The sequence below is a fragment of the Halomonas sp. 5021 genome (assembly GCF_036663435.1).
GTDB classification, from domain to species: Bacteria; Pseudomonadota; Gammaproteobacteria; order Pseudomonadales; family Halomonadaceae; genus Vreelandella; species Vreelandella janggokensis.
Genome location: NZ_JAXOVU010000022.1, coordinates 1 through 25,183 on the forward strand (window position 1 = coordinate 1; position 25,183 = coordinate 25,183).

Here is a 25,183-nt window from a genome sequence, read left to right on the forward strand (position 1 = left end):
AACCGCGACAGGGCTTGCGATGCTTGCTTGGCCTCGTCGTGACCCAAGAGAGATTGCGCATGAGCACTCGCCTATAGATCATAGCCATCTTCACTATCACGATGAACACCATCAACACGATCATGAAGGGTGGGAGGGGCCGGAACCTCATCGCCATCCCCACCATCATCCCAGAAATGTGCATCGGCACATATTTGTCATTGATAACCACCATACACGATGGCCTTCGTGACACATTAAGGCTGACAAGTTAATAGCTGCCTATTAGGTGAAATCACCACGAGTGATGCCTACTTTATTGAAGGTTTTCATCACAGCAGCTTCGCAATATAGATTGTCCTTAATTAGGGTTATGGCGCTTGAACGTATGGGTCTCCCTGGATAGTGGCCAGCAGATTTTTGGATGAGACATGCCCAATCATCATGCCAATTTAAGGTTTAGAAGGACGGCATCATAGCTGAGTGAAACGGAACGCCTAATCTAAAAAATGCACCTTATGAAAAGCACAAGTTGAAATGAGTCTCCCCATCTCATTGACAGGGGACTGCTTTTCTCAACCTACATATCAGCGCTCAATGGACCTCTTGTGTGAATGTCACGACCGCTGAGATGAGGGCAAAACCAACTCTTTATAAATGTCTTCGATACTCCCCTCTTCTATGCCGTTACTCTGTGGTTCTTGCTCTTGCTCCGGGTTGAGAGGCGTTATAAGCCCGCTGGACGATGCCAGCACGGTGCTGAGCTGCTCATAATCGACGGTTATATTATCGACATTGTATTGGTTGAGGCGTGTCACGGTGTCCGACAGTGCGGTCATGCTGTGCTCTTCTTCCCCTAGTGGTGGAAACGCTTGAACCAGCGGCTGCCCGTCCTTCCAACCGATTTTAATGGGTTGATTGATGATATTGACTTGAGTGCCGGGGGGGATGCGGTCAAATATAGACTCAATGTCTTTGGGTAACATGCGGATACAGCCTCGGCTTGCACGCATGCCAATGCCATCTGGCTGGTTGGTGCCGTGAATCAAATAGCCATCGAAGCCTAGGATGATGGCATGGTCTCCTAACGGGTTATCAGGGCCGGGCGGCACAACGCTTGGCGCGGTTTCGCCGCGTGCTTCCGCTTCGCGTTTTACCGACTCAGGCGGGTACCATGCGGGGTTTTTAATATTCATGGTGGTCTCGGTCACACCGAGAGGGGTATCAAACCCTTCGCGACCAATGCCAATAGGATAGGTCTCAACGCGCGGTGTCTCACCGTTTTTGACATCTGGGTAGTAGTAAAGCCGCAGCTCGGCGATATTGATGACGACCCCAGTACGCTCGACATTCGGCAGAATGAAACGTCCTGGAATAGTTACTTCCGTGCCCACCCCTGGCACCCAGATGCTGACCTCTGGATTTGCACGGGTCATCTCCAAATAGCCAAGGTTGTGACGTCTGGCAATATCAATCAGAGTATCCTCGTAATCCTTCACGATGAAGGTGTCAGCCTCGCCGATAATATTGCCTTCCTCAGGTAACGGGTAATGCCCCTTGGGCCATTCCGTCTCCTGGGTAGTGGAAGGTTGTGCCGCGATGGCGACAGGGAGCCATGCCAAAGATGAAACCATCACACTCATGATGAAGCCCATCTGCATTGGCGATCGGAGGAGTCTCTTAAGTATTGCTGCGTTATTTACCGAGAGCATCGCTAGGTTCCTTTTTCATCGAATGCGTCGTTTTTTGATCGAGATAAGTTAAGTGGTAATCCGAGCAGCGTCAGCAAGGCAGCGAGTATCCAAGCGGGCCCGCTACCGGTGCGTGCGAAAGGAGTTAGGCCCTGCATCGGGGTCACCTCGCCAGTTAAACTGGCCTGTTCAAACTGTGGGGCACGGGCTGTGACGTGACCTTGTGAATCGATGATGGCCGTCACGCCATTACTGGTAGCTCGAAGTAGGTGACGACCATTTTCAAGGGCACGTAGACGCGCCATTTGAAGATGTTGGTGTGGGCCAATGGAGCGCCCAAACCACGTATCGTTGGAAACCGTTAATAGCAGCTCGGCATTACGCGCCTGTTGGGCGACATGGTCGGCAAAAATGATCTCGTAACAGATGGCAGTGCCAATGGTAGTTCCAGCCACGTGTAACGGAGCCTGTACGTCTGACCCAGGGGTCAGGCGGGGTGCTGGCAAGTCGAAAAAAGCAAGGGTGTCAGCGAGGAGGCTTTGGAATGGCAAATACTCGCCAAAGGGTACTAAGTGCGCTTTCTGGTATTCGCCTTGCACATCATTTAGCCCTATGACGCTGTTATAAGAGCGCCCTTCACCATCGCGTTGCAAAATGCCAGTTAACAAGGCGGTGTCAGGCCCCAGGTCTGACGCTACTTGCTCAAGTATTCGCTGTGCTTCCTGCTCAAGCATGGGAAGGGCTGCCTCGGGCCAAACGATGAGATCGATATCCTTTGCTTGCTCCCGTGTCATCGCCGTGTAGATACTGATCGCCTCGCGCTGCCCTTGTGCAGTCCACTTAATGCGCTGATCAAGATTCCCTTGCAGCAATGCCACCTGGATGGGCTTGCCAGCCGGGGTTGTCCATTGGGCGGGCAATAGGAATGGAACGATCCACAGGCCAGCCATTGGGACGAGAAAAACCCAGCGGCGACGCAGTACCTCTACCCCTAACGTGCCTGTCAGCGCGGTAATGAGTGACAGCAAGTACACACCACCAACGGGCGCCCATGGGGCTAATGGAGAATCTATCTGAGAGGTGCCTAACAATAACCAGGGGAAGCCGGTGAACAACCAGGTGCGTAGCCATTCGCTCATCACCCACATACCGGCAAAGCTAAGAAAGGCTAACCGTGGCCCCGCGATGCGTCGATAGAGCCCAAAGGGGATTGCAAAGAAGAGCGCCAGAGCGCTGACAAAAAGAGTGGTGAGGAGCATCGCCACCAAGGCCCCGGTGCCACCGAAATCGTGAATAGCAACGAAGACCCACGACGTACCAGAACCGAACAGGCCTACCCCATAGCACCACCCACGCAGGGTGGCTATGGCGGGCGTTAGCGACGCTATCTTCCAATAGACCAGTGCCACGGCCACTGGGCCAAGCCACCATAGGGAAAAGGGAGCGGCACTCAAGGTGGTCAGTACCCCAGCGGCTAGCGCTACAACGCAATCGACTATTGGTGAGAGTCGCCCAGCAAAAAGCGTATATTTTTTTTCTTGATCGACCGAATCCATACCGTTATTCAGCGCGCTTAAAAGCAGGACTTTCACGCCATAACGCCACTGCGAACATCAATACACCTGCAAACAGCGCGATATCGGCCATGTTAAAGGCGGGCCAATGCCATTCGCCCCAGTAAACGTCCAGGTAGTCGACGACGTACCCACGCGCTAAGCGATCAACGGTATTACCGAGTGCGCCGCCAAGAATCAGACTGTACGCACAGGCTTCCAAGCGCGGCTTGGGTTTGCATAGCTGCACGAGCAATACGACGACCACCACCAACGCTAAACCAAGAAAGAGGTAGCGCTGCCAACCACCTGCCTCCGCGAGAAAGCTGAAAGCGGCCCCTGTATTACCGGTGTAAACCCAGTTAAAAAACGGTGTTAGCGGAATGACTTGGCCAAACGACATCTGGGCATGCACGATTTCTTTGACCAGTTGATCGGATAGAGCCAACACGCAAGCAAATGTGAACCATGGCCAACGTCGTGAAGGGCTGTCGTGTTGCGTTGTGCTCATGACCTTGTTTTTCCTTGTGACAGGCCTGTCAATGCGGTACTGGGCGAAAAGCGATAACCTAGCAGTCGCATGGCGTTCAACGTCACTAGGACGGTAGCACCGGTATCGGCCATCACCGCAATCCACATACCGGTAATACCCAGAGCTGTGGTGACCAGGAAAATGGCTTTTAAGCCAAGGGCGAGAACAACGTTGGTTTTCACATTGCGCAGCGTGGCACGAGAGAGGTCTATCAGCTCAGCGATGCCGGTAACGCGGTTCTTGAGCAAGGCTGCATCGGCGGTTTCCAACGCCACATCCGTGCCGCCTCCCATCGCGATACCGACATCGGCTGCCGCGAGTGCCGGTGCATCGTTGATGCCATCGCCTACTTTACCGATGGGGCCACGACCTGCCGCTTGCCAGTCTCGAACATACGCTGCCTTGTCTTCAGGCATGAGTTCGCCGTACGCTTCAATGCCTAAGCGACCCCCAGTGGCAGCGACGGTGCGGGCATTATCACCGCTGAGCATGACAGCCTGTACGCCTAAACGGGATAGCGCCGCTAGGCCTTCAAGGGCATCTTCGCGTGGCTCATCGCGAACCGCGATCAAGCCCAACAAACGCTCGCCTTCGACGAGGAGAGCGAGGCTCTTACCGGCTTCTTCTAACGCGATAATCCGAGCACTGAGACTTTCCTCAAGGATGACTTGCTCGTGAAGGTGACGAGGCGTCATTAAGCTCAGCTCGCGACCCTCCACCCGGCCTGAGACACCGCGCCCCGCCAAAGCACGACTGCCAGTGACGGTGGGGAGGTTTAGGCCTGACTGTCGGGCATGCTCAACGATAGCCGTGGCGATAGGGTGACTGGAATCTCGCTCTATCGCGGCGGCAAGCCGTAATACATCGTCATCGTTTCCCTCGGTGATCCAAGATTCCACATCCGTGACTCTTGGGGTACCCGCAGTCAGGGTGCCCGTCTTGTCTAATGCCACCAAACGAAGCTTACCTAACTGTTCAAGAACGGCTCCCCCTTTGATCAGTAGGCCGCGCCGAGCGCCCGCCGAGAGACCTGCGGCGATGGCGGCTGGGGTAGAAATGACCAACGCGCAGGGGCATGCGATTAACAGCAATGCTAACGCACGGTAAATCGACTCCGACCATGCCATGGTCGATACCAGCGGTGGCACTATCGCCATCAGTAGGGCGAGTAAGACGACGGCGGGCATATAGTAATACGCAAAACGATCAATGAAGCGTGCTATCGGTGCCTTGGCGGCCTGTGCTTCTTCAACTAGGCGAATAACGCGTGCGATCGTATTGTCATCAGCGCCTCGTGTTACCTCCACTTCCAGGGCGGCATCAAGATTCACTGTGCCAGCAAAAATGTCATCACCAGGCGCTCGCGAACGGGGGATGGACTCGCCGTTTACCGGCGACTCGTCAAGGTCGGACGTGCCCACCAGGATGCGTCCATCGCAAGGAACGCGATCACCGGGCCGCACCAGCACACGCTGACCGGGTTTAAGTGACTCCGCCGAGACGTCACGCAGATGGCCATTGTCCATCAGCCTCGCCGTTGAGGGTGTTAAATTTGCCAAGGCTGAGATACTGCGGCGCGCCCGTGAAGCAGCTACCCCTTCGAGTAGCTCACCTACGGCGAACAAGAACACGACCATCGCAGCTTCAGCGGCAGCATCGATGGCCAATGCGCCAAGCGCAGCGATGCACATCAGCATCTCGATGGTAAAGGGATTGCGCATCTTGAGAGCGCCCCAGGCACTCTGCGCAATGGGCATTAAGCCGACCAGCGTGGCCAAAATGAAAGGCATATTACCCAGCGCAGGCCATGCCAAACGAAGCGCGAAGGCCACTATCAGCAGATTGCCTGTGATAATGACCAAGCGCCCTTTAGCGGTTTGCCACCAAGAGGGTGAAGCACCAGATGCGCGTGTTTGGCCATCATGGGAAGCCACTTGATAGCCTAGTTCGTTCAGGATGCCATCAATGGTTTTTCGCGAGGGGGCCCCGTGATCGTGGTGGTGAATCTTCACCGATCCCGTGACCGAGCTTGCCGTTACTTCCTCAATGCCTTCCAGCCGCTCTAGCGCCGACACAACCTTGCGCTCACAACCGCCGCAGTCCATGCCTTCAACACGCAGCGTCAAGGTGGTAGGCGCTGTTGTCGGCGTTGATGTTTTCATGGTGCCTCTCCTCCCAATGGGCTATGGTTTTGAATTGTAAACCTTGTAGCAACTACAGCTTCAAGCCCTGCATAAGGAGTTTTACCATGTCAATGATGGGGCAAAGTATCAGCATTGGTGAGTTAGCACGACGAGCCGATTGCAAACCTGAAACGGTTCGTTATTACGAGCGTATTGGGCTGCTGCGCGATGCGACACGAACCGGCGGGGGGCAACGCCGCTATGGAGAAGACGCAGTACGGCGTTTGACCTTCATTCGCCATGCCCGAGACTTTGGCTTTTCGGTGGAGTCAGTGCGAGAGCTTTTGGCCATGTCAGATCAACCTGATATGTCTTGCCAAGAAGTCGATGCCATCGCCACGCATCACCTAAAGAAAGTGGAGTCCCGCCTTCGACGTCTGTCCGCACTGCGTGAGGAGCTTCAACGGATGGTCACGCAGTGTGCCGGTGGCAAAGTGGAAAGCTGCCGAATTATTGAGGTCATCAGTGATCATCAGCTCTGTGTCACTGAAAACTCGCATGGAGGGGCTCACGACTTGGGTTAGAATCAACGTGACTCTCCCCTCCCAATGGGTTAGCCCAGCGAGACATCCAAAAACAGCATGAGTACCAATCCGATGGAAAGGCCCAGCGTGGCCTTTTTTTGGTGCCCGCTCCGATGAGTTTCGGGAATAATCTCATGACTGATCACATACAACATCGCTCCCGCCGCAAAGGCCAATCCCCAGGGAAGTAGCGCTTGTGACATGCTGACGACCCCAGCGCCTAATAAGCCACCCAGCGGTTCAACAAGCCCCGTGAGGGCGGCAATCGTCCATGACCGCCAACGTGAATAACCGACGCTTAGCAGTGATACTGCTACGGCCAGTCCTTCTGGGGCATTCTGAAGTCCAATGCCAATCGCCAGCGGCATGCCTCCTTCGCTTCCCCCTGCGCCGAAGGCCACGCCAACGGCCAGCCCTTCTGGCAGGTTGTGTATCGTAATGGCAATAATAAATAACCAGATACGACGTAATGAGGCAGCCTCCGGCCCTTCTCGTCCCTGCTCGAAGTGCTCATGAGGTAAGAGCTCGTTCAGTAGTGCTACCGTTCCAATCCCTAGCAAGATGGCTGCGCAGGCAATGGCAGCAGGCACAACGCTACCTCCATAACGCAGCTCCGAGGCTTCTAAGGAGGGTATGATCAGCGAGAAGAATGAGGCCGCTAGCATGACGCCAGCGGCGAACCCCAACGCTAAATCGCGAACACCACGATTCGGAGTTTTGGTAAACAAGACGGGAAGCGCACCGATAGCCGTCATCAAGCCCGCCGCAAGGCTTGCCAATACCCCCATGGTGACGAGAGAAACCTCTTCCATATATTACCTATGTAGTGATAGCTGAGTGATCAAATGGCTCGGGTTCCATAAAGAGGCAAGCACACGTTCACGTTGCTAACGATCTATGCAAAGCTGTTAAGCATGGGTCGTTATGGCTCGTTAAACGAGATCAAGTCATAAATGGACGCCGTGCCGATAGCATGTTCCAAGCGATCTCTTGCCTCGTAAAGTGACGCTTGATATTCACTCTGAGTCGGCTGTTCGCCCAACATGATGCGCTGACCTTGATCAAGGGGGTCAACAGGCTGGTTATTGACTCTCACTTCGTAATGCAGGTTGGGGCCCGTGGCGACCCCGGACGAACCTACCTCTCCGAGCGACTCCCCCGCGTTGACTAAATCCCCAACCACTAACTGTGGGGAAAATCGGCTAAGGTGTGTGTAGCGACTCATTGCTCCTGTGTCGTGCTCCACCTCGATCACCTGCCCATATCCCCCTTGGCGACCCATAAAGGATACGCGCCCAGGTGCGGTGGCGATTACCGGTGTTCCCGTCGGTGCAGCTAAGTCAATCCCATTATGAGGACGAACTCCTCCATACACAGGATGTCGCCGATTCCCAAAGCGAGACGTTAAGCGAGCACTAAGCACGGGCAACCGCAACGTGCCTAGAAGGGTATTGCTTTTGAAAAGAGCAACGTCACCCTTTGGAGTGACCGGCCATATAACCTCTAGGGGCTCTGCCTGATCAGGCAGAGCGGCATAACTGAGGCGTGGTGGCCCAACTCGAGTGCCGTCTTGGCGTCGATCTTCTTCCCACACTAACTGGATACGTTCACTGCCTGAAAACGCCAGCGGAGATTCGATAAATTCGCTGAGCAGTGTTTCCAATTTAGTGGCGAAACGCGTAGGGACACCTTTTGCTGCCAAGGCCTCGTAGAGGGTGGTATCAATGATGACATCACGCCCAAAGGTCAGGGTATCAACGCTTGCGAGCGGCGAGGTGCCTTCTTGCTCGCTAGCCGCCTGTAACCTGGCGGGGGTTGGTTCAGACGGCGGCAACGAAAGATGCGTTTGCCAATTGGCTTGGGCTAGCAGGGGGTAAAAACCCACTAAGCCTAATAACCACCAGCGCTGCATCACTGACCTTCCTCGTCATCAGAGATCTCCGCTACTTCACTCTCAACGGCATCAATCAGCTTTTGCATACCAAAGGGGTCTAATGGCTCACCATTGACAAAAAAAGTGGGTGTTTGGCGAATCTGATTGGCTCTGACATCCGCCATGTCTTGGTCTATCACCGCCTGCACCTCAGCAGAAGTAAGTTGCTCTTCGGCAGCGGCACGATCAAGGCCCCCTTGGCTCGCGATATCGAGGATAGCGGATTCATCAAAACTGCCATGCGAGGCCCATTCCTCCTGGCGAGCCAGCAGCCTCTCCAGTACCGGTTCAAAGACGCCCTGACGACGAGCGACTTCTAATACTCGAATGGCCTTGTTTGATACGTCGCCGTGGAAAGGAGTGTAACGCACGATAAGCCGTACTTTTTCTGGGTAGGTTTCCAGAATACTTTTTGTCAGGGGGTAGAAAGCACGGCAGGCTTCGCAAGCCGGATCGAAGAATTCCACAATCGTCACCGGCGCGTCTTCTCGTCCCAAGATGGGGGAGTGTGAACGCACCAAGGAGTCCTCGGCCTGGGCACCACTCTCTTTTGCTGCCTGAGCTTGCATGTCAAAGAGGGCAGGTTTCGATACGGCGACGATCGCAGCGGTCAGCATTAACGTACCGGCCAATATAAAAGACGCTTTTTTGAACATGTTTCTCTCTCTGTCTCAACGATGGGGTAGAAAAGTCGGGTTGCAAAATAAGACAATCGCACGGACTAAGCTGCTCGCTAGCTACCTGAGCCGTGAGTCGACCTCGGTCTGTCACCCATGACCATATAGATTGGCATTTTGATGCGCGTGGTCACTATGCTCAAACTCTAGGCTGGAATGAGCAATATTGAAGCGCGTTTTAATCTGCTCCTTGATCTCTGCTTTGACGGATTCAAGCTGCTGCCAGCCGTTTTCTGTCAGAACTACGTGGCAATCAAGGGCTGCCATGTTTTCCTGCATCTGCCATAGATGCATATGGTGAATATCCTGGACCCCCTCGATATCTCGTACGGTCTCAACGACTACCTGCCCGTCAATATCCGGGGGAGATCCCAGCATAAGCGTACGGATAGGGCCACCAATTTCAGAGAAGGCAAGGTAAAGAATATATAGCGCAATCCCTATCGTGATCGCGGGGTCTACCCAGCGCATGTCGTACAGTAAAATAAGCGAACCACCGATAATCACGGCGATGGAAGCAAACGCATCCGATAAGTTATGCAGAAAAAGGGCGCGGATATTGACACTCCCTTTTTGCATTGACCACGTGAGCATGGCGGTTAGGGCATCGACGACAAGCGCGACGCCACCAATAATCACGATCGTCCATCCCTCTATCTCAGGAGGATCGATCATCCGCATAGCGCCTTCGTAAATCAGGTAGACGCCGACAATAATGAGGGTTGTGTAGTTGATGAGTGCTGCCACTATCTCGATCCGGCCATAGCCAAAAGTCATGTGCGCATCGGCGGGCCGCCTGGCGATTTTACGAGCGGCAAAGGCAATGACTAACGCAGCCATGTCAGAAAAGTTATGTAACGCATCAGCGATCAGCGATAGGCTTCCCGCCATAATACCACCGACGATTTGAGCGATGGTTAAGAGCCCATTGGCCCAAATGGAGATGCTGACGCGCCGGTCGCCAGAGGCAGGATCAATGTGGGGATGATCATGATGATGTCCCATCTGTTACCCTCTCTCGAATTATTGCTTCTTGGCACTATAAAACCTCTAGCAACTAAAGCTTCAACCCTTGAGCATTGTTTATTTGCACCCCTGGATTGGGAAGCACGTCCCTAGCTCCCAAGCGAGTCTTTGTGTGCTGGGCTGAAGGTGATCATGTTTTAGGTGCGGGGCTCAATCCACTTCATCCGGTAACGTCCAACCTCCATGAGTAGATTCATTTATTTTGTCGAGGCGCACCTTGTCTGGTTTGTAATCGTCGTTGCGGGGGTAGGCTTACTTTTTCCGACCACCGGAATAATGCTTGAGTTCGCGATTGGGCCATTACTGGCATTACTGATGTTGATCATCAGCCTCACATTCGATGCGCATGCAGTGCGCATCGTGTTCCGTAAGCCGTCACGGCAGCTGTTGGCATTGGGGCTGGTCTATGGGCCAATGTCGATTGCCGGGTGGCTAACGGGCCGTCTATTTTTTGGAAGCGGCCCGCTGGCTGTTGGCCAAACTTTGCTCGGCACTCTGCCGACGGATGTGTCCTCTCCTCTTTTGGTACTGATGGCGAAAGGCAATGTGGCGCTTGCCGCTGTTTTCAACGCAGTCAACACTGCGTTTTGTCCGTTTATTGTGCCCTTCCTGTTTTTATGGCTCACCGGCCTCCAGTTAGATGTGCCGCTTGGCTCAATTATTCTTGAATTAACACTAATCGTGCTTGTTCCTACCGTGATTGGGGTCAGCTTGCGGACAAAGTTCTCGGCTTTCTTTGCACGGCATGATTCAGCGTATGCGGGGATAGGGTCAATTTTGTATCTGCTGATCCTACTCGCCGTGGTCGGGCCGAATGCCGCCACGATCATTGGCTATGGTGGGTATGCGTTTGTGATTGCGGGGGCGGCCCTGTGCCTCAATTTGATTGGGTACCTGGTAGGTATGTCCTCACGGTTACTCACCTCCGATCGCAAAGAGGTGATTACCTATCTTTTCACGGTCAGTAAAAAAGAATTCAGCATTGCCGCAGCGTTTGTCGCTGCTTCCGGTTTGCCATCAGAAATCGCGATTCCAGCCGCTTTTTTTGCCGTGATTCAAATGATCACTTCGCCCATCGCAGCAAAGATCCTCACCCGCCACTGAAGGGGTGGCAGTATCGGCTCTCCGTCAGAAGAGGAGACTATTCATAGGCTTCTGCTTAATGATCAGAGTTCCGTCTCGGGATGTACCTAAAATTCGTGAAACCAAGATTATCGACGAGTTCGTCGGGCTGCTTTCGGTGAGACCAGAGGCACAATCGGTTGTGGACTATCCCTTGCCAGGCCGCTGCATGACAGTTCTAGACGCAGTTACTTGGGCAAAATGTAGAGCGGAGGATGCTAGCCAACTTCTCGAGCTTGGCTCAGAAGCTCTTAATATGTTCAGAGTTTTCAACTGTTTGAGTAGGTCAACACTTCTCAGAACTTTATCGAATGGCTAGGCTACCCCAGTGTCGCCAGGGAAGGAAAAAGATCGACCATGATACTGGAAAGCCGCGTCATGCTACCTGAGACGATAGCGATACCCATCAGAATCACAACCGTGCCCGCGACGGGGCGAGCATAGGTGCTCCACCTTCCTAGGCTTTTCCGATGCAGAGAGAATCGGTTAACCAGTAAAGTGCTGGCAAGAAAAGGCAGCGCTAGGCCCGCCGAGTAGGCACTGAGATAAATCATTCCAGACTGGGCACTAGCAGCGTTAGACGTGGCCATCAGAATAGCCCCCAGTATAGGACCGATACACGGTGTCCAACCGATGGCGAAAGATACCCCGAATACCGTCGCCGACAAAGGGGAGCCACCCTGGACACTGGGAGTGAACTGAAAGGTACGCTGGAAAAGCGGCAACCGGAACACCCCGGTCATGAAGAGGCCCAGCACGATCACCGCCGAGCCGGCAACCCAGTTGAATTCTCGGCGATACCCTCGCATCAGTTGCCCGATACTACTGGCGCCGAGCCCGAGCAGGACGAATACGATACTGAAGCCGAAGACGAAGAAGGCACTGAGGGTCAATGCCTCTAAACGCCTGTCGGTTTTACCGGCACTACCGCCTGTGACCACCGACAGGTAGGCCGGTAACAGGGGCAGCGTGCAAGGCGAAAAGAAGGAGACCAATCCGCCGATAAAGGCGCCGACCAAGCCGATGGAAGAGAGAGATTCCAATGTGTTATCGCAACTTAAGTTATGGAGACAGCCAACAAGGGTATTGATACCAATCCCATGGTACTACCTCATCTCATGTCCATTTAAGCGCCGTAAGAATTTTACGGCTTACAGTTGCTTTAAGGTCAACCTTTATTGGCAAATTATTTGTCTCCTACCGAACTGCAAATATTACACATCACGCTTGACCTTAAAGTTGACTTCAAAGTTATGGTGGCTACTCAATGAATGACATGAGGACATTTCCATGGCGCTACAACTGGGCGAGACAGCACCGAACTTCACGATCGAATCTACACAAGGTACGGTCAACTTTCACCAATGGCTTGACGACAGCTGGGCGGTGCTGTTCTCGCACCCCGCTGATTTTACGCCAGTATGCACCACTGAACTGGGCGCGTTTGCCAAGCGAAAGCTCGAATTCACCCAACGGGGAGCCAAACTGGTTGGGGTTTCGGTGGATCCACTTAGCTCTCACCACGACTGGGCGAGGGATATTGAACAGACTCAGGGCGCAGCTCTGAACTACCCCTTGCTGGCTGACGAAGATCAGGTGGTGGCGAAGCTGTATGGAATGATTCACCCGAAAGCCGACCCTAAACTGACGGTGCGTACGGTCTTCATCATCGATTCTGACAAGAAAATTCGTCTCACTTTGACGTATCCGCCCAGCACTGGACGTAATGTCGACGAGATACTGCGGGTTCTTGATTCGCTGCAGTTAACCGACAAACACAAAGTGGCCACGCCCGTTGACTGGCATAACGGTGACGATGTCATCATCTCGCCATCGCTATCAAATGATGACGCCAAGCAACACTTTCCCGAAGGTTGGAACGCTAAGACGCCCTACCTTAGGGTCGTGCGCCAACCGTAGCAATAGGAGTCTCGGCCAGTGTATGAGGCATCTCAACTGAGTCAGGTTATTGGACGTTCAGACTAGCAATGTCGTGAGGTAACGTCATGCAAACACTAAGTATCGGCGAGCTTGCCGAACGAAGTGGAGTCGCTAGCCAGGCGATTCGATTCTACGAAAAAGAGAAACTTATGCCTCCTCCGAGGAGGACCGGTGCCAACTATCGGCGTTACCCATTAGAAGCCGTGGATCGGTTGCAGTTTATCGTTCATGCCAAGCAGTGGGGCTTCACGCTACAAGAGATTCGGGAGCTGTTAATGCTTCAGGATGCTAATGGCGACCGGGCACAAGCTAAACGCATCGCCGGCGAGAAGCTGCACAAGGTTCGCGAGCAGATCAAACACCTCACGCGGATTGAAGCCGTATTATCGAAAACATTGAGTGAGTGTGCAGGCGAAGGGCCTATGCAGGAAGGCTGCCCGATTGTTGAAGCTATCGCTGAGCAGACTGAATGATTGGGCATTTTCTCGACAGCGAATACGGGAATCAAGTTTGCCTATCGGGTCGTCGATAAATTAACAGGGAGATCGTCATTATGACGCAACACGTCGACATCGAGATTCGTGGTATGTCCTGTGCTTCCTGTGTTGGGCGTGTGGAGCGTGCACTCAGCCAGCAGCCAGGCGTGATCAACGCTCAAGTAAACCTCGCCACACAGAAGGCGGCTATCCAGGTCGAAGCAGGTACCGCAACCACTAACCTACTCAATGCCATTGAAACGGCAGGCTATCAACCGGTGGTAGAAAGCCTCGACATACCCGTCACCGGCATGAGTTGCGGATCTTGTGTCTCTCGGATAGAGCGAACGCTAACGAAGTTGCCCGGCATAGTGGAGGTGAGTGTTAACCTCGCCACCCAGAAAGCCTTCGTTCGTTTCCTGCCGGGAGCCGTTTCGTTACCGCGTATTCAGCATGCCATCCGCGAGGCAGGCTATGAACCACAGGATACCGATACGCCGCCACCGACGGACAGCGAGGACGGGGAGAGAGCTGAGCTTCGCCGCCGAGTCGTGCTCGCGGCAATATTCACGATTCCGGTGGTCATCATCGCCATGGGGAAAGTGATTCCCGCTTTTGACACGCTTTTAACAAGTCTAATGCCGCATCGCGGCTGGATGGGCGTTGAGTGGTTGTTGACCACACCGGTGCAGTTCTATGCCGGGGCACGCTTCTATCGTACTGGCTTCGCCGAACTCCGGCATTTTAATCCAGGCATGAACAGCCTCGTTATGATCGGCTCGAGCGCTGCCTACTTCTATTCGGTCGCCGCCCTGCTGGTGCCCGCGCTCTTCCCCGTCGGAACCGCCGTGAGCTATTTCGAAGCGGCAGCGGTCATCGTGACGCTAATTCTGCTCGGTCGCTATTTTGAACACATTGCCAAAGGTCGTACTTCCGAGGCGATCAAGAAGCTTCTGCAATTACAGGCGAAAACTGCCCGCGTCATCCGCGAGGATGAAACCGTCGAGCTGCCTATCGACGCCGTCGTCACGGACGATCGTATTTTGGTTCGCCCAGGGGAGCGTGTTCCAGTCGATGGCATCGTTGAGGAGGGTCACTCCTATATTGATGAGTCGATGATCAGCGGTGAGCCAGTGCCGGTCGTCAAACAGCAGGATTCCGAAGTCGTCGGTGGCACTATCAACAAGAACGGTGCACTTACCTTTCGGGCCACGCGAGTTGGTGCCGACACCGTTTTGTCGCAGATCGTCAAGATGGTGGAAACGGCCCAAGCGGAGAAGCCCCCCATCCAGCAATTAGCCGACAAGGTTGCTGGTGTGTTTGTTCCTGTGGTCATCGTTATCGCCGCGATTACCTTTGTACTCTGGTTCGCTTTCGGACCGGCGCCGTCCTTGTCCTTTGCCTTCGTCACTACCGTTAGCGTACTGCTAATTGCCTGCCCCTGTGCGATGGGCCTGGCCACCCCAACGGCCATCATGGTCAGTACCGGGAAAGGGGCCGAGATGGGAGTGCTATTTCGTAAAGGGGCGGCGCTTGAGACGCTGGCCAAGATGAATACGGTGGTACTGGACAAGACCGGCACTTTGACCCAAGGGCGCCCCGAACTGACCGACTTCGAAGCTATTAACGGTCATGAAAAAGGCGTACTGCGACTGGTCGCGGCGGTGGAAGCTCAAAGCGAGCACCCCATCGCCGAGGCTATTGTACAGGGCGCCAAGGCCCGTGGGCTGGAATTACCCCCGGTCAGTCGCTTTAGTGCCGAGCCTGGCTACGGCATTGAAGCCGAGGTCGAGGGCCACTTGGTGCAAGTAGGAGCTGATCGTTACATGCGTCGGCTGGAAATCAACCTCGGCCAAGCAGAAACACGCGCCAAGGTGTTGGCCGAGAACGCCAAGAGCCCACTCTATGCCGCGGTAGACGGTCAGCTTGCTGCAGTCATCGCAGTGGCGGATCCCCTTAAAGAAGGCTCTGCCGAGGCTATCGCAGCACTCAAAGCCCAAGGGCTGGACGTGGCCATGCTCACCGGCGATAACCGTGCCACTGCCGATGCTATCGCACGGCAGGTTGGCATCCAGCAGGTTCTCGCCGAGGTGCTGCCCGACCAGAAAGCGGCAGAGATCCGGCGTCTCCAGGCGGAGGGCAAGCGTGTCGCTTTTGTGGGAGATGGAATCAATGATGCCCCCGCGTTAGCGCAGGCCGACGTAGGCATTGCGATCGGCACTGGTACCGATATCGCCATCGAGTCCGGCGATGTGGTGCTGATGAGTGGCGATTTGCGAGGCATCGTCAATGCCACGGCACTCTCCAAGCGTACCCACCGGACCATTATCGGCAATTTCGTTTGGGCCTATGGCTACAACGTAGCGCTAATCCCCGTGGCTGCGGGCCTGCTCTATCCGTTCATCGGCATATTGCTCAGCCCCATGCTGGCGGCGGCGGCCATGAGCGTTTCCAGTGTTTTTGTGCTGACTAACTCGTTGCGGCTACGCCGTTTCACGTCGGATACCGGCAATGCCATACCACGTCCAAACGATGCTGTTCAGCGGGCCTAAACCAAACACCGTTATGTTAACGAGGAATTCAAAATGATGGGAAGTGAAAGCTGCATGTGGGGTATGGCGGGAATGGGCCTAATAGCGATCTTGTTGATTATTGCGCTGGGGCTTGGTGTTGCTGCACTTATCAAGCACCTGTTTTTTAATAAAAAGCGATAAGACAAGCAAGTAAATGTGATCGACCTACTCCCTTGGAAAACAGTAATTGATAAAGAGAGCATCCATGAGGCATACCTTCAATGTCACTTATTACCTTGCAGTTGCAGGGCTGTTAGCTCTTATTACGTTGCCTGCGTTGGCGCAGGAAGCAACAACCAATACCAATGAGAGTCATCAGGCCAGCAGTGCCACGAATACTGAGTCTCCCTTGCCCAAGTCGATTACCGCATTGGTGGATCAAGGGTTCACCTTCCATGGCAGCTTCGAAGCGCCTGACGGTCTCCAAGGTTATGCCTTGTCTTATGATAATGAGCCTATGGCAGCTTATATCTCCTCCTCTTCCGACTACGCCGTCATTGGTACGTTAATCGACTCGCAGGGCAATGCCATTATGGAAAGCCAGCTTCAGGCCCTGGTGCTGGACCCCATGCTGGAAGCTACCTGGAGTGCGTTTGAAAACACTCGTTTTATCTCGGAGGGGAATGATGATGCATCGCATATTGTGTACACGCTAACAGACCCCAACTGCCCCTACTGCAACGCCCTCTGGAAAAATTCGCGCCCGCTCATTGAGCAAGGCGTGTTACAGCTTCGCCACGTGCTGGTCGGCGTGCTATCAGAGGACAGTCTTCGCAAAGCTGCTGCAATCCTTGAATCCGACAATCCGTCCAGCGCTCTCGAAACTCATGAACTGGAATTTCGCAATGGCGGCATAAGGCCGGTGGAGCCGTCGGTGGAGAGTCAAGCGCTTCTTAGAAATCACGCCCAGATCATGCGTGAGGCCGGTGCTACGGGAACGCCGACCAGCTACTACCGTGATGAAGCCGGGAAAGTGCAGCGTATCAATGGCGCAGTGTCGACCGACCAGTTTCGCGAAATATTGGGCGTTGAATGATACACCATAACGGTACAGGGCTGAGATGCGAGTCTTCCCAATCACAACCACTGAGATGCACATGGCAACCAAGCTTAGCGTAAAGCAAACGCTCTTTTTGGGACTCACTCTATTGATGTGCTTGGCGGCCCTTTATTGGATTCTGATGGAGACCGGCGCCTTGTCGGTCTTGACCGACAAGCAAGCCTTGCGTGAGTGGGTTGATAGGCTAGGCGTCTGGGGGCCATTGGCCATCATCTTTATGATGATGACGGCCATTGTCATGAGCCCGATTCCCAGTGGGCCGATTGCGATGGTGGCTGGTGCGCTTTACGGCCCAGTTTGGGGGACGGCCTATGTCGTTATCGGTGCCGAAGCCGGTGCTCTGCTCGCTTTCTGTATTGCCCGTTTGCTCGGCTATGAAGTGATGCAACGCTGGCCGCGTACGCGGCCCATCCTCAACTGGCTGGGAAAGGAGCGCTCGCAGACCGGCTTGATGCTCATCGTTTTTGCATCCCGATTGGTGCCCTTCCTTTCGTTTGATGCCGTCAGCTATGCGGCAGGTATCACCCCCCTGTCCTTCTGGCGCTTTTTGATCGCCACACTGGCCGGCGTGATCCCCACGGCGTATCTGATCGTCATGTTCGGAGAAGTGCTGATTACCGCCGACTCCCGTGGCCTCACGATCGCGCTGATTCTCATCAGTGGTATCACACTACTGCCGCTGCTGGCGAAACGCCTATGGTCTAGACGCACTTGACTGATAGCACATCAATGCTGCTCTGGGGCGGTTATTGCAGGTATTGGCAATGCGCAGCGGAAACTTACTTCCTACCACTTATGAGGGGCAGACGTGAAATCGCGAATATTGCTGTTTTTACCCCTATTGGGTTTTTTGGGCTTGAGCTTTTTCTTTTATCAGGGCTTATCAATGGATCCTAGCGCTCGTGATTCCCCCCTACTGGCTCAGCCGTTTCCGACCTTCAACCTGACGACGCTGGAAAACCCTTCGCGGCGCGTTGATGAATCCCTTTTTGAAGGTCAGGTGACATTGGTCAACGTATGGGGAGAGTGGTGCCCGACCTGCAAGCATGAAATGCCGCAGTTATTGGACCTGGTCACGCGAGGCGTCCGCTTGGTTGGCATCAATTACAAAGATACCCAGGCAAAGGGACTCGAGTTTCTTGAAGAGTTTGGGAACCCTTTTGAAGTCAATATCTTCGATCCAGAGGGTAACCTAGGTTTTGAGCTGGGTGTTTATGGCGCGCCGGAAAGCTTCGTGGTCGATACCGAAGGTACTATCCGTTACAAACACACGGGTTACATCACTCCCGAGGATGTTGAGCGAGTCATACAAGAAATCGAGAAGTGGCAACGATAAACAGCCTAGCAAGATGCATTTTTGCTGAAGACACATCAACTGTTATGACCATTTAAGGAAGACTATGCTGCAATATCCTCAAATCGATCCGATTGCCATCGCCATAGGCCCTCTTCAGATCCACTGGTATGGCTTGATGTATGTCATCGGGCTAGTTGCCGCCTGGTGGTTGGGTCGGCGTCGCGCCCACCGACTCGGCCTAAGCCATGATGATATGGGCGACCTGATCTTCTATGGGGCTATCGGCATCATCGTTGGCGGCCGCCTGGGCTATGCGCTGTTTTACGGGCTCGAACAACTGCAGGCCAACCCCCTTTGGTTATTAAAAATCTGGGAAGGAGGCATGAGTTTTCATGGCGGCCTTACCGGTGTATTAGTGGCTGCCTGGCTGTTTGCTCGCAAACATCAACTGGCTTTTATACAACTGACCGACTTTATTGCTCCGTTAGTCCCCATCGGCCTGGGGGCGGGTCGCCTCGGAAACTTCATCAATCACGAGTTACCGGGGCGTATCAGCGACGTTCCGTGGGCCATGGTATTCCCTCCCATGATGGGGCTCGGCTCAGAGCCACGCCATCCCTCGGCGCTTTACGAGTTCGCTCTTGAAGGCATCGTGTTGTTTGCCGTGCTGTGGTGGCTATCGCGCCGGCCGCGCCATAGGGGGCTGATTTCGGGGCTTTTCCTGCTTCTGTACGGAGCCTTCCGCTTTACGGTGGAGTTCGCACGCCTCCCGGACCCACAGCTGGGGTTCATTGCCTTTGGCTGGTTGACCATGGGGCAGCTATTGACACTACCGATGCTCATCGCAGGCTTTGCCCTGGTCGCCTGGTCCAGACGCCAGCCAGTAGATAAGCCAAAGGCTGCGTTAAACTCATGAACCCAATTGTCGCTTTTCTAACGATGGCACTCTTTATCGTCACACCGGTAGCCGCACGTGAAGACATGTCTTTGGTGGGTGACAACAGCTCACCCTTTAGCAGTACGACCCAACGTGACTACCTACCGGCTAAAGAAGCCTTTCGAACCACTGCCTGGCGGGACGATGACCGGATTTATATCGGCTTCACTGTCGCCGAAAATTATTACCTTCATCGGCATCAGTTCGCGCTTGAGAGCCTTTCTCCCGGTGTCAGTTTCGGTGAGCTGGCGTTGCCTCCTGGTGTACTCATGATGCACGCCTCGCTAGGTGAAATTTATGTTTTTTACGACCAAGTAGTGGTCAGCGCGCCCATTGAGAGCAACGCCGCCGACAATGTGTTATTGGCAATTGAGATGACGTTTCAAGGCTGTTCTGATCAGGGGCTTTGCTATCCACCTGAAAGAGTTGAGCTAAACGCACAACACGGCTCGACACCCGCAATATTTGCTCCCACCTCACCAGAAACACCATAAGGGGACGCAAATGGACCCTATTGATTATAGTTAAGATATCTAATCATCAGTCCCCAGCGATTGGATCAACTCCTTCAAGCTGGGGCTTTCTGTCATTGTGTCTTGATTCATGCTGTCCAGCCATTGCGCTATTATATGGAACTCTTGAGCCCGCAAGTGAAGACGTTGCCGCTGAGAGGTCAGTGGTACTGGCTCAATAAACTCTACAGTGTCTTGATCCGCCCAAGATAATATTTGCTTGATCTCTGGAAGGCTCACACCCAGTGAACGCAGACAGTCGATGAAACGTAAGCGACCTAGGGATTCCGTTTCGAAAAGTTGGTAGCCATTGTGCGGATTACGGCGCGGTTGTAGCAGCCCCTCTCTTGTGTAGTGACGAACTGTTTCTGCCGTTACGCCGCCAGCCCGAGCCAGCTCGATGACTCGCATAATCTTGTCCTCTCTTGATCACTTTGTTTCAGCCTACAACCGTAAGGTTGCCCATAGGTCAAGAAAGCAATTTCGCCGCTGAATGGGGCATATCAGCTTCAGATGCGCTGAAATTTAAAATAAGGGCTTGACCTTAAAGCCAACTTTAAAGCTATCGTCAAAGAGCAATTTTTCATTTGTTAAAAATTGCGTCCAACCTTGTCACTTACCGACGTGGCAGAGTGATTCACATTGATAGGAGAGTGTCATGCGTAAACGTAATACTGCGATCCTGTTTACCGCCGTTATCGTTGCCAGTAGCTTCGGAGCTGGCTCGCTTCTTGCCCAAGAAGATAATCAGCAGGAGGTGATGGAAGGCAATGACATGCATAGCAAAATGATGCAAGAAGGCGGCATGCACGACATGATGGGCGATATGAGCGCCATGATGGAAAAATGTAACGCCATGATGGAAAACATGCAGCAAGGACATGAGAAAGACGACGCTTAAAGCGACTCGCAAGGGTTGCTTGTTCGCAAGCAATCTTTTTCTTGTGCAGGTAGCGTCAACCAGACCTCCTACCCTGTTAACTAACCGGATACTCAAAATATGAAACTTTGGAAAGCGCTAGCCATTACGTCTTTACTGGCTTTTCCCGTATCGGGATTGGCGGCTGATATATCAGCGACCCTCTACAAAAATCCTAATTGCGGGTGTTGTGCCGAATATGCCAAGTATTTGGAACAAAATGGCTTCAACGTGGAGACGGTCGACACCCATGACCTTGTTGAAATGAAAGCCGAGTATAATGTCCCTGAAGAACTGCATGGTTGCCATACCACTGTCGTAGGAGACTATCTCTTCGAAGGACATGTACCTGTTGAGAGCGTGACCCAAGTGCTTGATGACCAGCCCTCTATCATTGGGTTGAGCGTGCCGGGGATGCCGCTTGGCTCACCGGGCATGTCGGGAGAAAAACGCGGCCCGCTGGAGGTCTATGCCATAGCCTCGCAACCGACCGATAGCCCCGACATTTACGCGACTCACTAAGGGATAGTGTGGCGATGAAACTACCCATCCTGGCAGGACATCTCGTAGCCGTATTTCTGACGACTGCCACACCCCTTGCCATGGCCGCCCCGTCAGAAAGCTCAGGGCCACAAGGGTTTCTTATTTGGGCCCAGCCCAAAGAGGTTTCAGAAATACATTTCGAGGATAGCGACGGCGCCCCTTTAACGTTGGCTGAGTTTGAAGGAAAACTGATTCTACTCAACATCTGGGCAACGTGGTGTGGGCCTTGTCGAGAGGAAATGCCTACGTTAGATGCCCTCCAGGCTGAGCTTGTCAGCGATAATTTTGAAGTGGTCGCCTTATCGATCGACCGTAAGGGGATCGAGATTGTTAATGAATTTTATCAAGAGATCGGCATTGAGCATCTGGCTCCCTATATAGATAAAACCGGGATGGCTAGTGCAGATCTTGGGGCTATCGGTATTCCTACAACGCTTCTACTTGACCGCCAAGGCAAAGAAATTGGGCGCCTCGTGGGGGAAGCCGAGTGGAACACTCAAGACATGATCAACTTTCTTACTGAAATGATTGCAACCAGATAATGAGGTAGCACCATGAGTTGTTGTGACGACAAAACCCAACAGAGCAAACAAAAATCGGGGTTACAAGGCCTGTTGACAGGTCCACGTGGCCTGATGTTGTTGGGTGGTGTGGCAGTGGCTGGCGGCCTTGCTTTTGGCTGGGATAACCTGGTCATGCTCGGCATCGCGCCTATTCTATTGAGCCTATTGCCATGTCTTATTATGTGCGGATTAGGCCTATGCATGATGAAGTGTAAAGACAAAAAAGGTGAAGCTACCGAACAAAGCGACGCTACCAATGTTCAGGCCCGGTTAGAAGACGCTTCTGAAGTGAATGCCGGCACAGCGCCCAACACTCGCCAGATAGTAGATCAAAGCGAGTCAATCAAGCAGTCCTCATCAAAACTCCAAGCCTAGCCATGGGTAAAGGATAATGCTTGAAGTAGCCAATATAGGACTGGTCACTGCCTTTCTGGCAGGCCTGATCTCGTTCATTTCGCCCTGTGTTTTGCCACTTGTGCCCGGCTATCTTTCTTTCATGACCGGCCGCTCGCTCGGGCAGTTACAGGAGGCGGATAGACGAGAGCGTCTCCGGGTGCTAACTCAGTCGATATGGTTCGTGCTCGGTTTTTCAACCGTTTTTTTGATGCTGGGAGCCAGTGCCACCGCCATTGGTCGTCTACTGTTGGTGTATCGCCAAGAGGCAAACCTGATCGGTGGCGTTATCGTTATCCTGTTTGGCGCCTTCATGACCGGGCTCATGCCATGGCGCTGGTTTCAGCAAGAATGTCGGTTTATGGGCCGACTGAAAGACGTCGGCGGGAGCCGCAGTGCGGCTTACCTACTTGGTTTAGCGTTTGCATTTGGCTGGACTCCCTGCATTGGCCCGATCCTGGGTGCCATTCTTACTGTCAGCGCGTCCACGGCCAACGTCTGGAGCGGCATGGTGTTGCTCGGTGTTTATTCTCTGGGTTTAGGCGTGCCCTTCATGCTGAGTGCTATTTCGCTTGATCGCTTCATAAAGCACCAGAAATTCCTGCGCCGCTGGGGGCGTTTTATACATATAGCGGCTGGGTTGATCATGATCCTAATGGGAAGCTTAATGATCACAGGCAAACTATCCGAGCTGTCATATTGGTTATTGCGCACCTTCCCTGCCCTAGGCGTTATCGGCTAATTATTCTTTAAGGAAATATTGAAATGCGCAACTTCGTAAGGCGTTTCTTGCATGTCTGTTTACGGGCAGGCTTGGCTGCAGTCAGCTTTGGCTTCGCCAGTACGGCCTTGGCAACCGAAGAAGGGTTACTTTCACTGCATTATGACGTAGCTGGCAAACGACTGCTTAAGATTGAGGCCAACCAGCTATTCCAGCGTACCGATGAAGGTATGGCTTGGAATGCGATTCCCCTGCCCGAAGACATGGACGAAGGCCAGTTGCTAGCGGTATCGGTACCCTCCACTGACCCGCAAACGCTCTATATTGCAGGCACCTCAATTGGGGTGCAGCGTAGCACCGATGATGGTGACACCTGGCAAGAGCTCAGCGCTAACCTACCTAACCGTGAGGTAACTGCGCTAACTGCGCATCGCCGCCAGGGCGAAACACTTTATGCGGTAGTCGCAAACGAAGGCATCTACCAAAGCGAAGATGCCGGCAGCGCCTGGAAGAAAATGGACAGCGGCCCTTCACAAAAGGTTAACCGACTCGTCCACTCCGACATGGACGGCAGCATGCAGACCGGCTGGCTCTACGCGGTATCGAGCGATGCGGTGCGTCTATCGATGGACTGCTTTTGCGGCTGGAGACCGACCGGAGAACTTGATGCGGGCAGCATCTATGATGTGGCTTATAAACTTGACGGCCCAGAGCGAGTCTATGTGTCTACGCAGCAGGGCCTATGGCGTAGCGAAAATGGGGGTCAAGAGTGGCAACAAGTAGATAGTGACGGCACCGTGTTGGTGACGCTTACTCTTTCACCCCAAGGCATTCTCTACGGCTTAAATCAGAAAGGGGAGCTTTTGCACAGTGAAGATGAAGGCCAATCCTGGACTGATCCTGGTGCATAAACACTGTTTTTTCATTGCCTCATTGCTGGCGTTAAATGTTCTAGGGCACGCCATGGCTGAGGACAGTCCTTCTTCAGGCGATACGCCTAAGTTGGAAGAAGGTAAAAGAGTTTACCGGCAATACTGTGCCAGTTGTCATGGTATACAAGGCGAAGGCATGTCCAATTGGGAAGAGCAAAATGCACTAGGGGAATTGCCAGCTCCACCACATGGTCCAGAGGGGCATACTTGGAAACATTCTGATGGCATGCTCTACCGAATTATTGCCGAGGGTTGGCGCGACCCCTGGAATAAGACCGATAGGCTAACGATGCCTGCATACCAAGATGTTTTGGCTCCCAGCGAGATACGCGATGTTGTGAATTATCTCAAGACATTATGGACGCAAGAGCAACGGCACCACCAAGCAGACGAAAGTGTTGATAACCCCTTTCCAATACAATCTGAGATAACCCTAGAATGATAGGCACTAGGCACTATAACGAGACTGAGTGGTTAAAAGTTGGTAAATTAGTTTGGTACATAAATATCCCAGATTCCAAAAGGGCCTCCTACGTCAACCCATTCCTGAATTCAACCAATAAGTGCAGCATCAGCAATGAAGTTCAAGGAAAACATTTTCGACGTTGCTGCAGCCCCAGGATGTCGAACGCATGCAGGCCATCTATGACGCGACTCTGGACGGCCAGTCAAACTGTGTGGAGCTACAGATAAAGCATCGAGAAGGGCATCTGAAGTCTCTGGAGTTGACGACCATGCCGATCATTGTTTATGGCGAAACGCTGGGTGTTTTTGGCATTGCAAAAGATATCACTCACCAACATTAGCAAGTTGACCTACCAGGCTTCACACGACCTTCTGACCGGGCTGCCTAACCATACCGCTTTTGATGACTGCCTGAATGAAGCCTTCTCGGATGCACAACAGAACGGTAAATTGCTGGTTGTCATGCATCTTGACCTGGATGGATTTAAAACGGTCAATGACGGGTTAGGATCGGACTCTAAAGTGTAGCGCTACTCAATCTGGGGGTGACGTCGTCTCCTGAATATATCCCTTGTCGCCTTCGGCGACCGCATGGGCCAGGACATCCCCACTGGTGCTCAACAGCACCAAC

31 protein-coding genes are annotated in these 25,183 nt (G+C 53.3%); 20 read left to right on the forward strand and 11 right to left on the reverse strand.

All coding sequences use genetic code 11. From position 1 onward, the window contains the following. The 5 genes from R3F64_RS18780 to R3F64_RS18800 form a co-directional block, all read right to left on the reverse strand. A partial coding sequence (locus R3F64_RS18780; RefSeq protein ID WP_332613107.1) for a hypothetical protein occupies window positions 1–214 on the reverse strand: 214 nt, incomplete at its 3' end. A gap of 382 nt (window positions 215–596) precedes the next feature. After that, entirely contained in the window at window positions 597–1,640 is a 1,044-nt protein-coding gene (locus R3F64_RS18785) for a L,D-transpeptidase family protein (protein ID WP_332613135.1), read from the reverse strand. 53 nt (window positions 1,641–1,693) lie between these two features. Beyond that, the gene (gene lnt / locus R3F64_RS18790; protein ID WP_332613137.1) at window positions 1,694–3,226 is read right to left on the reverse strand and encodes an apolipoprotein N-acyltransferase; all 1,533 of its coding nucleotides are present in this window, start codon (window positions 3,224–3,226) and stop codon (window positions 1,694–1,696) included. 4 nt (window positions 3,227–3,230) lie between these two features. Then, window positions 3,231–3,734, reverse strand: coding sequence for a signal peptidase II (lspA, locus tag R3F64_RS18795; protein WP_332613109.1), 504 nt, complete (start codon window positions 3,732–3,734; stop codon window positions 3,231–3,233). Next, complete coding sequence (locus tag R3F64_RS18800) at window positions 3,731–5,917, reverse strand: heavy metal translocating P-type ATPase (RefSeq protein WP_332613111.1); 2,187 nt, start codon at window positions 5,915–5,917, stop codon at window positions 3,731–3,733. The genes lspA and R3F64_RS18800 overlap by 4 nt, the downstream gene beginning before the upstream one ends. Window positions 5,918–6,003: 86 nt before the next feature. Here R3F64_RS18800 and R3F64_RS18805 point away from each other — a divergent pair, with 86 nt between their 5' ends. After that, entirely contained in the window at window positions 6,004–6,462 is a 459-nt protein-coding gene (locus tag R3F64_RS18805; protein ID WP_092825635.1) for a MerR family transcriptional regulator, read from the forward strand. 29 nt (window positions 6,463–6,491) lie between these two features. Here R3F64_RS18805 and R3F64_RS18810 read toward each other — a convergent pair whose 3' ends face one another. From R3F64_RS18810 to R3F64_RS18825, 4 genes are all read right to left on the reverse strand, one after another. Then, window positions 6,492–7,274: a ZIP family metal transporter gene (locus R3F64_RS18810; RefSeq protein WP_092825637.1), complete on the reverse strand. Its 783-nt coding sequence runs from the start codon at window positions 7,272–7,274 to the stop codon at window positions 6,492–6,494. Window positions 7,275–7,384: 110 nt separating this feature from the next. Further along, complete coding sequence (locus R3F64_RS18815; RefSeq protein ID WP_233337426.1) at window positions 7,385–8,374, reverse strand: M23 family metallopeptidase; 990 nt, start codon at window positions 8,372–8,374, stop codon at window positions 7,385–7,387. After that, a complete protein-coding gene (locus tag R3F64_RS18820; RefSeq protein WP_199283585.1) occupies window positions 8,374–9,051 on the reverse strand; it encodes a DsbA family protein in 678 nt (225 codons plus the stop codon). The genes R3F64_RS18815 and R3F64_RS18820 overlap by 1 nt, the downstream gene beginning before the upstream one ends. Before the next feature lie 111 nt (window positions 9,052–9,162). Beyond that, entirely contained in the window at window positions 9,163–10,077 is a 915-nt protein-coding gene (locus R3F64_RS18825) for a cation diffusion facilitator family transporter (protein WP_199283586.1), read from the reverse strand. Window positions 10,078–10,281: 204 nt separating this feature from the next. Between R3F64_RS18825 and R3F64_RS18830 the strand changes: the two genes are divergently transcribed. After that, window positions 10,282–11,202 carry a bile acid:sodium symporter family protein gene (locus tag R3F64_RS18830; protein ID WP_332613115.1) on the forward strand — a complete coding sequence of 307 codons (921 nt, stop codon included), beginning with the start codon at window positions 10,282–10,284 and terminating at the stop codon, window positions 11,200–11,202. A 338-nt stretch (window positions 11,203–11,540) separates the two neighbouring features. Here the strand turns inward: R3F64_RS18830 and R3F64_RS18835 are convergent, their stop codons facing one another. After that, a complete protein-coding gene (locus R3F64_RS18835; protein WP_332613116.1) occupies window positions 11,541–12,263 on the reverse strand; it encodes a cytochrome c biogenesis CcdA family protein in 723 nt (240 codons plus the stop codon). 247 nt (window positions 12,264–12,510) lie between these two features. Here R3F64_RS18835 and R3F64_RS18840 point away from each other — a divergent pair, with 247 nt between their 5' ends. The 9 genes from R3F64_RS18840 (at window position 12,511) to R3F64_RS18880 (ending at window position 19,998) form a co-directional block, all read left to right on the forward strand. Beyond that, window positions 12,511–13,140, forward strand: a complete 630-nt coding sequence (locus tag R3F64_RS18840; protein ID WP_085917817.1) for a peroxiredoxin — start codon at window positions 12,511–12,513, stop codon at window positions 13,138–13,140. A gap of 86 nt (window positions 13,141–13,226) precedes the next feature. Beyond that, a complete protein-coding gene (locus R3F64_RS18845; protein WP_085917816.1) occupies window positions 13,227–13,634 on the forward strand; it encodes a heavy metal-responsive transcriptional regulator in 408 nt (135 codons plus the stop codon). Window positions 13,635–13,714: 80 nt separating this feature from the next. Continuing rightward, window positions 13,715–16,189 carry a heavy metal translocating P-type ATPase gene (locus tag R3F64_RS18850; RefSeq protein ID WP_332613117.1) on the forward strand — a complete coding sequence of 825 codons (2,475 nt, stop codon included), beginning with the start codon at window positions 13,715–13,717 and terminating at the stop codon, window positions 16,187–16,189. Window positions 16,190–16,222: 33 nt separating this feature from the next. Further along, on the forward strand, window positions 16,223–16,351 hold the full coding sequence (locus R3F64_RS18855; protein WP_281244503.1) for a hypothetical protein: 129 nt from the start codon (window positions 16,223–16,225) through the stop codon (window positions 16,349–16,351). 64 nt (window positions 16,352–16,415) lie between these two features. After that, entirely contained in the window at window positions 16,416–17,246 is an 831-nt protein-coding gene (gene dsbG, locus R3F64_RS18860; protein WP_092825651.1) for a thiol:disulfide interchange protein DsbG, read from the forward strand. 61 nt (window positions 17,247–17,307) lie between these two features. Continuing rightward, window positions 17,308–17,985, forward strand: coding sequence for a TVP38/TMEM64 family protein (locus tag R3F64_RS18865; protein ID WP_092825653.1), 678 nt, complete (start codon window positions 17,308–17,310; stop codon window positions 17,983–17,985). A 93-nt stretch (window positions 17,986–18,078) separates the two neighbouring features. Beyond that, entirely contained in the window at window positions 18,079–18,606 is a 528-nt protein-coding gene (locus R3F64_RS18870) for a DsbE family thiol:disulfide interchange protein (RefSeq protein ID WP_332613123.1), read from the forward strand. 64 nt (window positions 18,607–18,670) lie between these two features. Continuing rightward, on the forward strand, window positions 18,671–19,483 hold the full coding sequence (lgt, locus tag R3F64_RS18875) for a prolipoprotein diacylglyceryl transferase (protein WP_092825657.1): 813 nt from the start codon (window positions 18,671–18,673) through the stop codon (window positions 19,481–19,483). Beyond that, a complete protein-coding gene (locus R3F64_RS18880; protein ID WP_092825659.1) occupies window positions 19,480–19,998 on the forward strand; it encodes a protein-disulfide reductase DsbD domain-containing protein in 519 nt (172 codons plus the stop codon). The genes lgt and R3F64_RS18880 overlap by 4 nt, the downstream gene beginning before the upstream one ends. A gap of 39 nt (window positions 19,999–20,037) precedes the next feature. Here R3F64_RS18880 and R3F64_RS18885 read toward each other — a convergent pair whose 3' ends face one another. Further along, entirely contained in the window at window positions 20,038–20,427 is a 390-nt protein-coding gene (locus R3F64_RS18885) for a MerR family transcriptional regulator (protein ID WP_092825661.1), read from the reverse strand. A 247-nt stretch (window positions 20,428–20,674) separates the two neighbouring features. On the opposite strand from R3F64_RS18885, the gene R3F64_RS18890 reads away from it, so the two are divergent. The 9 genes from R3F64_RS18890 (at window position 20,675) to R3F64_RS18925 (ending at window position 25,080) form a co-directional block, all read left to right on the forward strand. Beyond that, complete coding sequence (locus R3F64_RS18890; RefSeq protein WP_092825663.1) at window positions 20,675–20,917, forward strand: hypothetical protein; 243 nt, start codon at window positions 20,675–20,677, stop codon at window positions 20,915–20,917. Window positions 20,918–21,016: 99 nt separating this feature from the next. Further along, the gene (locus R3F64_RS18895) at window positions 21,017–21,457 is read left to right on the forward strand and encodes a DUF411 domain-containing protein (RefSeq protein WP_092825665.1); all 441 of its coding nucleotides are present in this window, start codon (window positions 21,017–21,019) and stop codon (window positions 21,455–21,457) included. A 14-nt stretch (window positions 21,458–21,471) separates the two neighbouring features. Continuing rightward, the gene (locus R3F64_RS18900) at window positions 21,472–22,020 is read left to right on the forward strand and encodes a TlpA family protein disulfide reductase (RefSeq protein ID WP_092825667.1); all 549 of its coding nucleotides are present in this window, start codon (window positions 21,472–21,474) and stop codon (window positions 22,018–22,020) included. Window positions 22,021–22,032: 12 nt separating this feature from the next. After that, entirely contained in the window at window positions 22,033–22,416 is a 384-nt protein-coding gene (locus R3F64_RS18905; protein WP_092825669.1) for a hypothetical protein, read from the forward strand. Between the two features lie 16 nt (window positions 22,417–22,432). Then, entirely contained in the window at window positions 22,433–23,176 is a 744-nt protein-coding gene (locus R3F64_RS18910) for a cytochrome c biogenesis CcdA family protein (RefSeq protein WP_092825671.1), read from the forward strand. A gap of 23 nt (window positions 23,177–23,199) precedes the next feature. Then, window positions 23,200–24,066: a WD40/YVTN/BNR-like repeat-containing protein gene (locus R3F64_RS18915; RefSeq protein ID WP_253024456.1), complete on the forward strand. Its 867-nt coding sequence runs from the start codon at window positions 23,200–23,202 to the stop codon at window positions 24,064–24,066. Beyond that, complete coding sequence (locus tag R3F64_RS18920) at window positions 24,032–24,529, forward strand: c-type cytochrome (RefSeq protein WP_245748358.1); 498 nt, start codon at window positions 24,032–24,034, stop codon at window positions 24,527–24,529. Before R3F64_RS18915 ends, R3F64_RS18920 begins: the two co-directional genes overlap by 35 nt. Before the next feature lie 190 nt (window positions 24,530–24,719). After that, window positions 24,720–24,893: a hypothetical protein gene (locus R3F64_RS19465; protein ID WP_139197144.1), complete on the forward strand. Its 174-nt coding sequence runs from the start codon at window positions 24,720–24,722 to the stop codon at window positions 24,891–24,893. Next, window positions 24,838–25,080, forward strand: a complete 243-nt coding sequence (locus tag R3F64_RS18925; RefSeq protein ID WP_092825677.1) for a diguanylate cyclase domain-containing protein — start codon at window positions 24,838–24,840, stop codon at window positions 25,078–25,080. Before R3F64_RS19465 ends, R3F64_RS18925 begins: the two co-directional genes overlap by 56 nt. Window positions 25,081–25,183 lie beyond the last annotated feature (103 nt).

What these genes read in the sequence shown, in the direction of transcription:
- R3F64_RS18785 (WP_332613135.1), bottom strand. Translation starts at nt 1,640, where the DNA reads ATGCAGATGGGCTTCATCATGAGTGTGATGGTTTCATCTTTGGCATGG.
- lnt (WP_332613137.1), bottom strand. Translation starts at nt 3,226, where the DNA reads ATGGATTCGGTCGATCAAGAAAAAAAATATACGCTTTTTGCTGGGCGA.
- lspA (WP_332613109.1), bottom strand. Translation starts at nt 3,734, where the DNA reads ATGAGCACAACGCAACACGACAGCCCTTCACGACGTTGGCCATGGTTC.
- R3F64_RS18800 (WP_332613111.1), bottom strand. Translation starts at nt 5,917, where the DNA reads ATGAAAACATCAACGCCGACAACAGCGCCTACCACCTTGACGCTGCGT.
- R3F64_RS18805 (WP_092825635.1), top strand. Translation starts at nt 6,004, where the DNA reads ATGTCAATGATGGGGCAAAGTATCAGCATTGGTGAGTTAGCACGACGA.
- R3F64_RS18810 (WP_092825637.1), bottom strand. Translation starts at nt 7,274, where the DNA reads ATGGAAGAGGTTTCTCTCGTCACCATGGGGGTATTGGCAAGCCTTGCG.
- R3F64_RS18815 (WP_233337426.1), bottom strand. Translation starts at nt 8,374, where the DNA reads ATGCAGCGCTGGTGGTTATTAGGCTTAGTGGGTTTTTACCCCCTGCTA.
- R3F64_RS18820 (WP_199283585.1), bottom strand. Translation starts at nt 9,051, where the DNA reads ATGTTCAAAAAAGCGTCTTTTATATTGGCCGGTACGTTAATGCTGACC.
- R3F64_RS18825 (WP_199283586.1), bottom strand. Translation starts at nt 10,077, where the DNA reads ATGGGACATCATCATGATCATCCCCACATTGATCCTGCCTCTGGCGAC.
- R3F64_RS18830 (WP_332613115.1), top strand. Translation starts at nt 10,282, where the DNA reads ATGAGTAGATTCATTTATTTTGTCGAGGCGCACCTTGTCTGGTTTGTA.
- R3F64_RS18840 (WP_085917817.1), top strand. Translation starts at nt 12,511, where the DNA reads ATGGCGCTACAACTGGGCGAGACAGCACCGAACTTCACGATCGAATCT.
- R3F64_RS18845 (WP_085917816.1), top strand. Translation starts at nt 13,227, where the DNA reads ATGCAAACACTAAGTATCGGCGAGCTTGCCGAACGAAGTGGAGTCGCT.
- R3F64_RS18850 (WP_332613117.1), top strand. Translation starts at nt 13,715, where the DNA reads ATGACGCAACACGTCGACATCGAGATTCGTGGTATGTCCTGTGCTTCC.
- R3F64_RS18855 (WP_281244503.1), top strand. Translation starts at nt 16,223, where the DNA reads ATGATGGGAAGTGAAAGCTGCATGTGGGGTATGGCGGGAATGGGCCTA.
- dsbG (WP_092825651.1), top strand. Translation starts at nt 16,416, where the DNA reads ATGAGGCATACCTTCAATGTCACTTATTACCTTGCAGTTGCAGGGCTG.
- R3F64_RS18865 (WP_092825653.1), top strand. Translation starts at nt 17,308, where the DNA reads ATGGCAACCAAGCTTAGCGTAAAGCAAACGCTCTTTTTGGGACTCACT.
- lgt (WP_092825657.1), top strand. Translation starts at nt 18,671, where the DNA reads ATGCTGCAATATCCTCAAATCGATCCGATTGCCATCGCCATAGGCCCT.
- R3F64_RS18880 (WP_092825659.1), top strand. Translation starts at nt 19,480, where the DNA reads ATGAACCCAATTGTCGCTTTTCTAACGATGGCACTCTTTATCGTCACA.
- R3F64_RS18885 (WP_092825661.1), bottom strand. Translation starts at nt 20,427, where the DNA reads ATGCGAGTCATCGAGCTGGCTCGGGCTGGCGGCGTAACGGCAGAAACA.
- R3F64_RS18890 (WP_092825663.1), top strand. Translation starts at nt 20,675, where the DNA reads ATGCGTAAACGTAATACTGCGATCCTGTTTACCGCCGTTATCGTTGCC.
- R3F64_RS18895 (WP_092825665.1), top strand. Translation starts at nt 21,017, where the DNA reads ATGAAACTTTGGAAAGCGCTAGCCATTACGTCTTTACTGGCTTTTCCC.
- R3F64_RS18900 (WP_092825667.1), top strand. Translation starts at nt 21,472, where the DNA reads ATGAAACTACCCATCCTGGCAGGACATCTCGTAGCCGTATTTCTGACG.
- R3F64_RS18905 (WP_092825669.1), top strand. Translation starts at nt 22,033, where the DNA reads ATGAGTTGTTGTGACGACAAAACCCAACAGAGCAAACAAAAATCGGGG.
- R3F64_RS18910 (WP_092825671.1), top strand. Translation starts at nt 22,433, where the DNA reads ATGCTTGAAGTAGCCAATATAGGACTGGTCACTGCCTTTCTGGCAGGC.
- R3F64_RS18915 (WP_253024456.1), top strand. Translation starts at nt 23,200, where the DNA reads ATGCGCAACTTCGTAAGGCGTTTCTTGCATGTCTGTTTACGGGCAGGC.
- R3F64_RS18920 (WP_245748358.1), top strand. Translation starts at nt 24,032, where the DNA reads ATGAAGGCCAATCCTGGACTGATCCTGGTGCATAAACACTGTTTTTTC.
- R3F64_RS19465 (WP_139197144.1), top strand. Translation starts at nt 24,720, where the DNA reads ATGCAGGCCATCTATGACGCGACTCTGGACGGCCAGTCAAACTGTGTG.
- R3F64_RS18925 (WP_092825677.1), top strand. Translation starts at nt 24,838, where the DNA reads ATGGCGAAACGCTGGGTGTTTTTGGCATTGCAAAAGATATCACTCACC.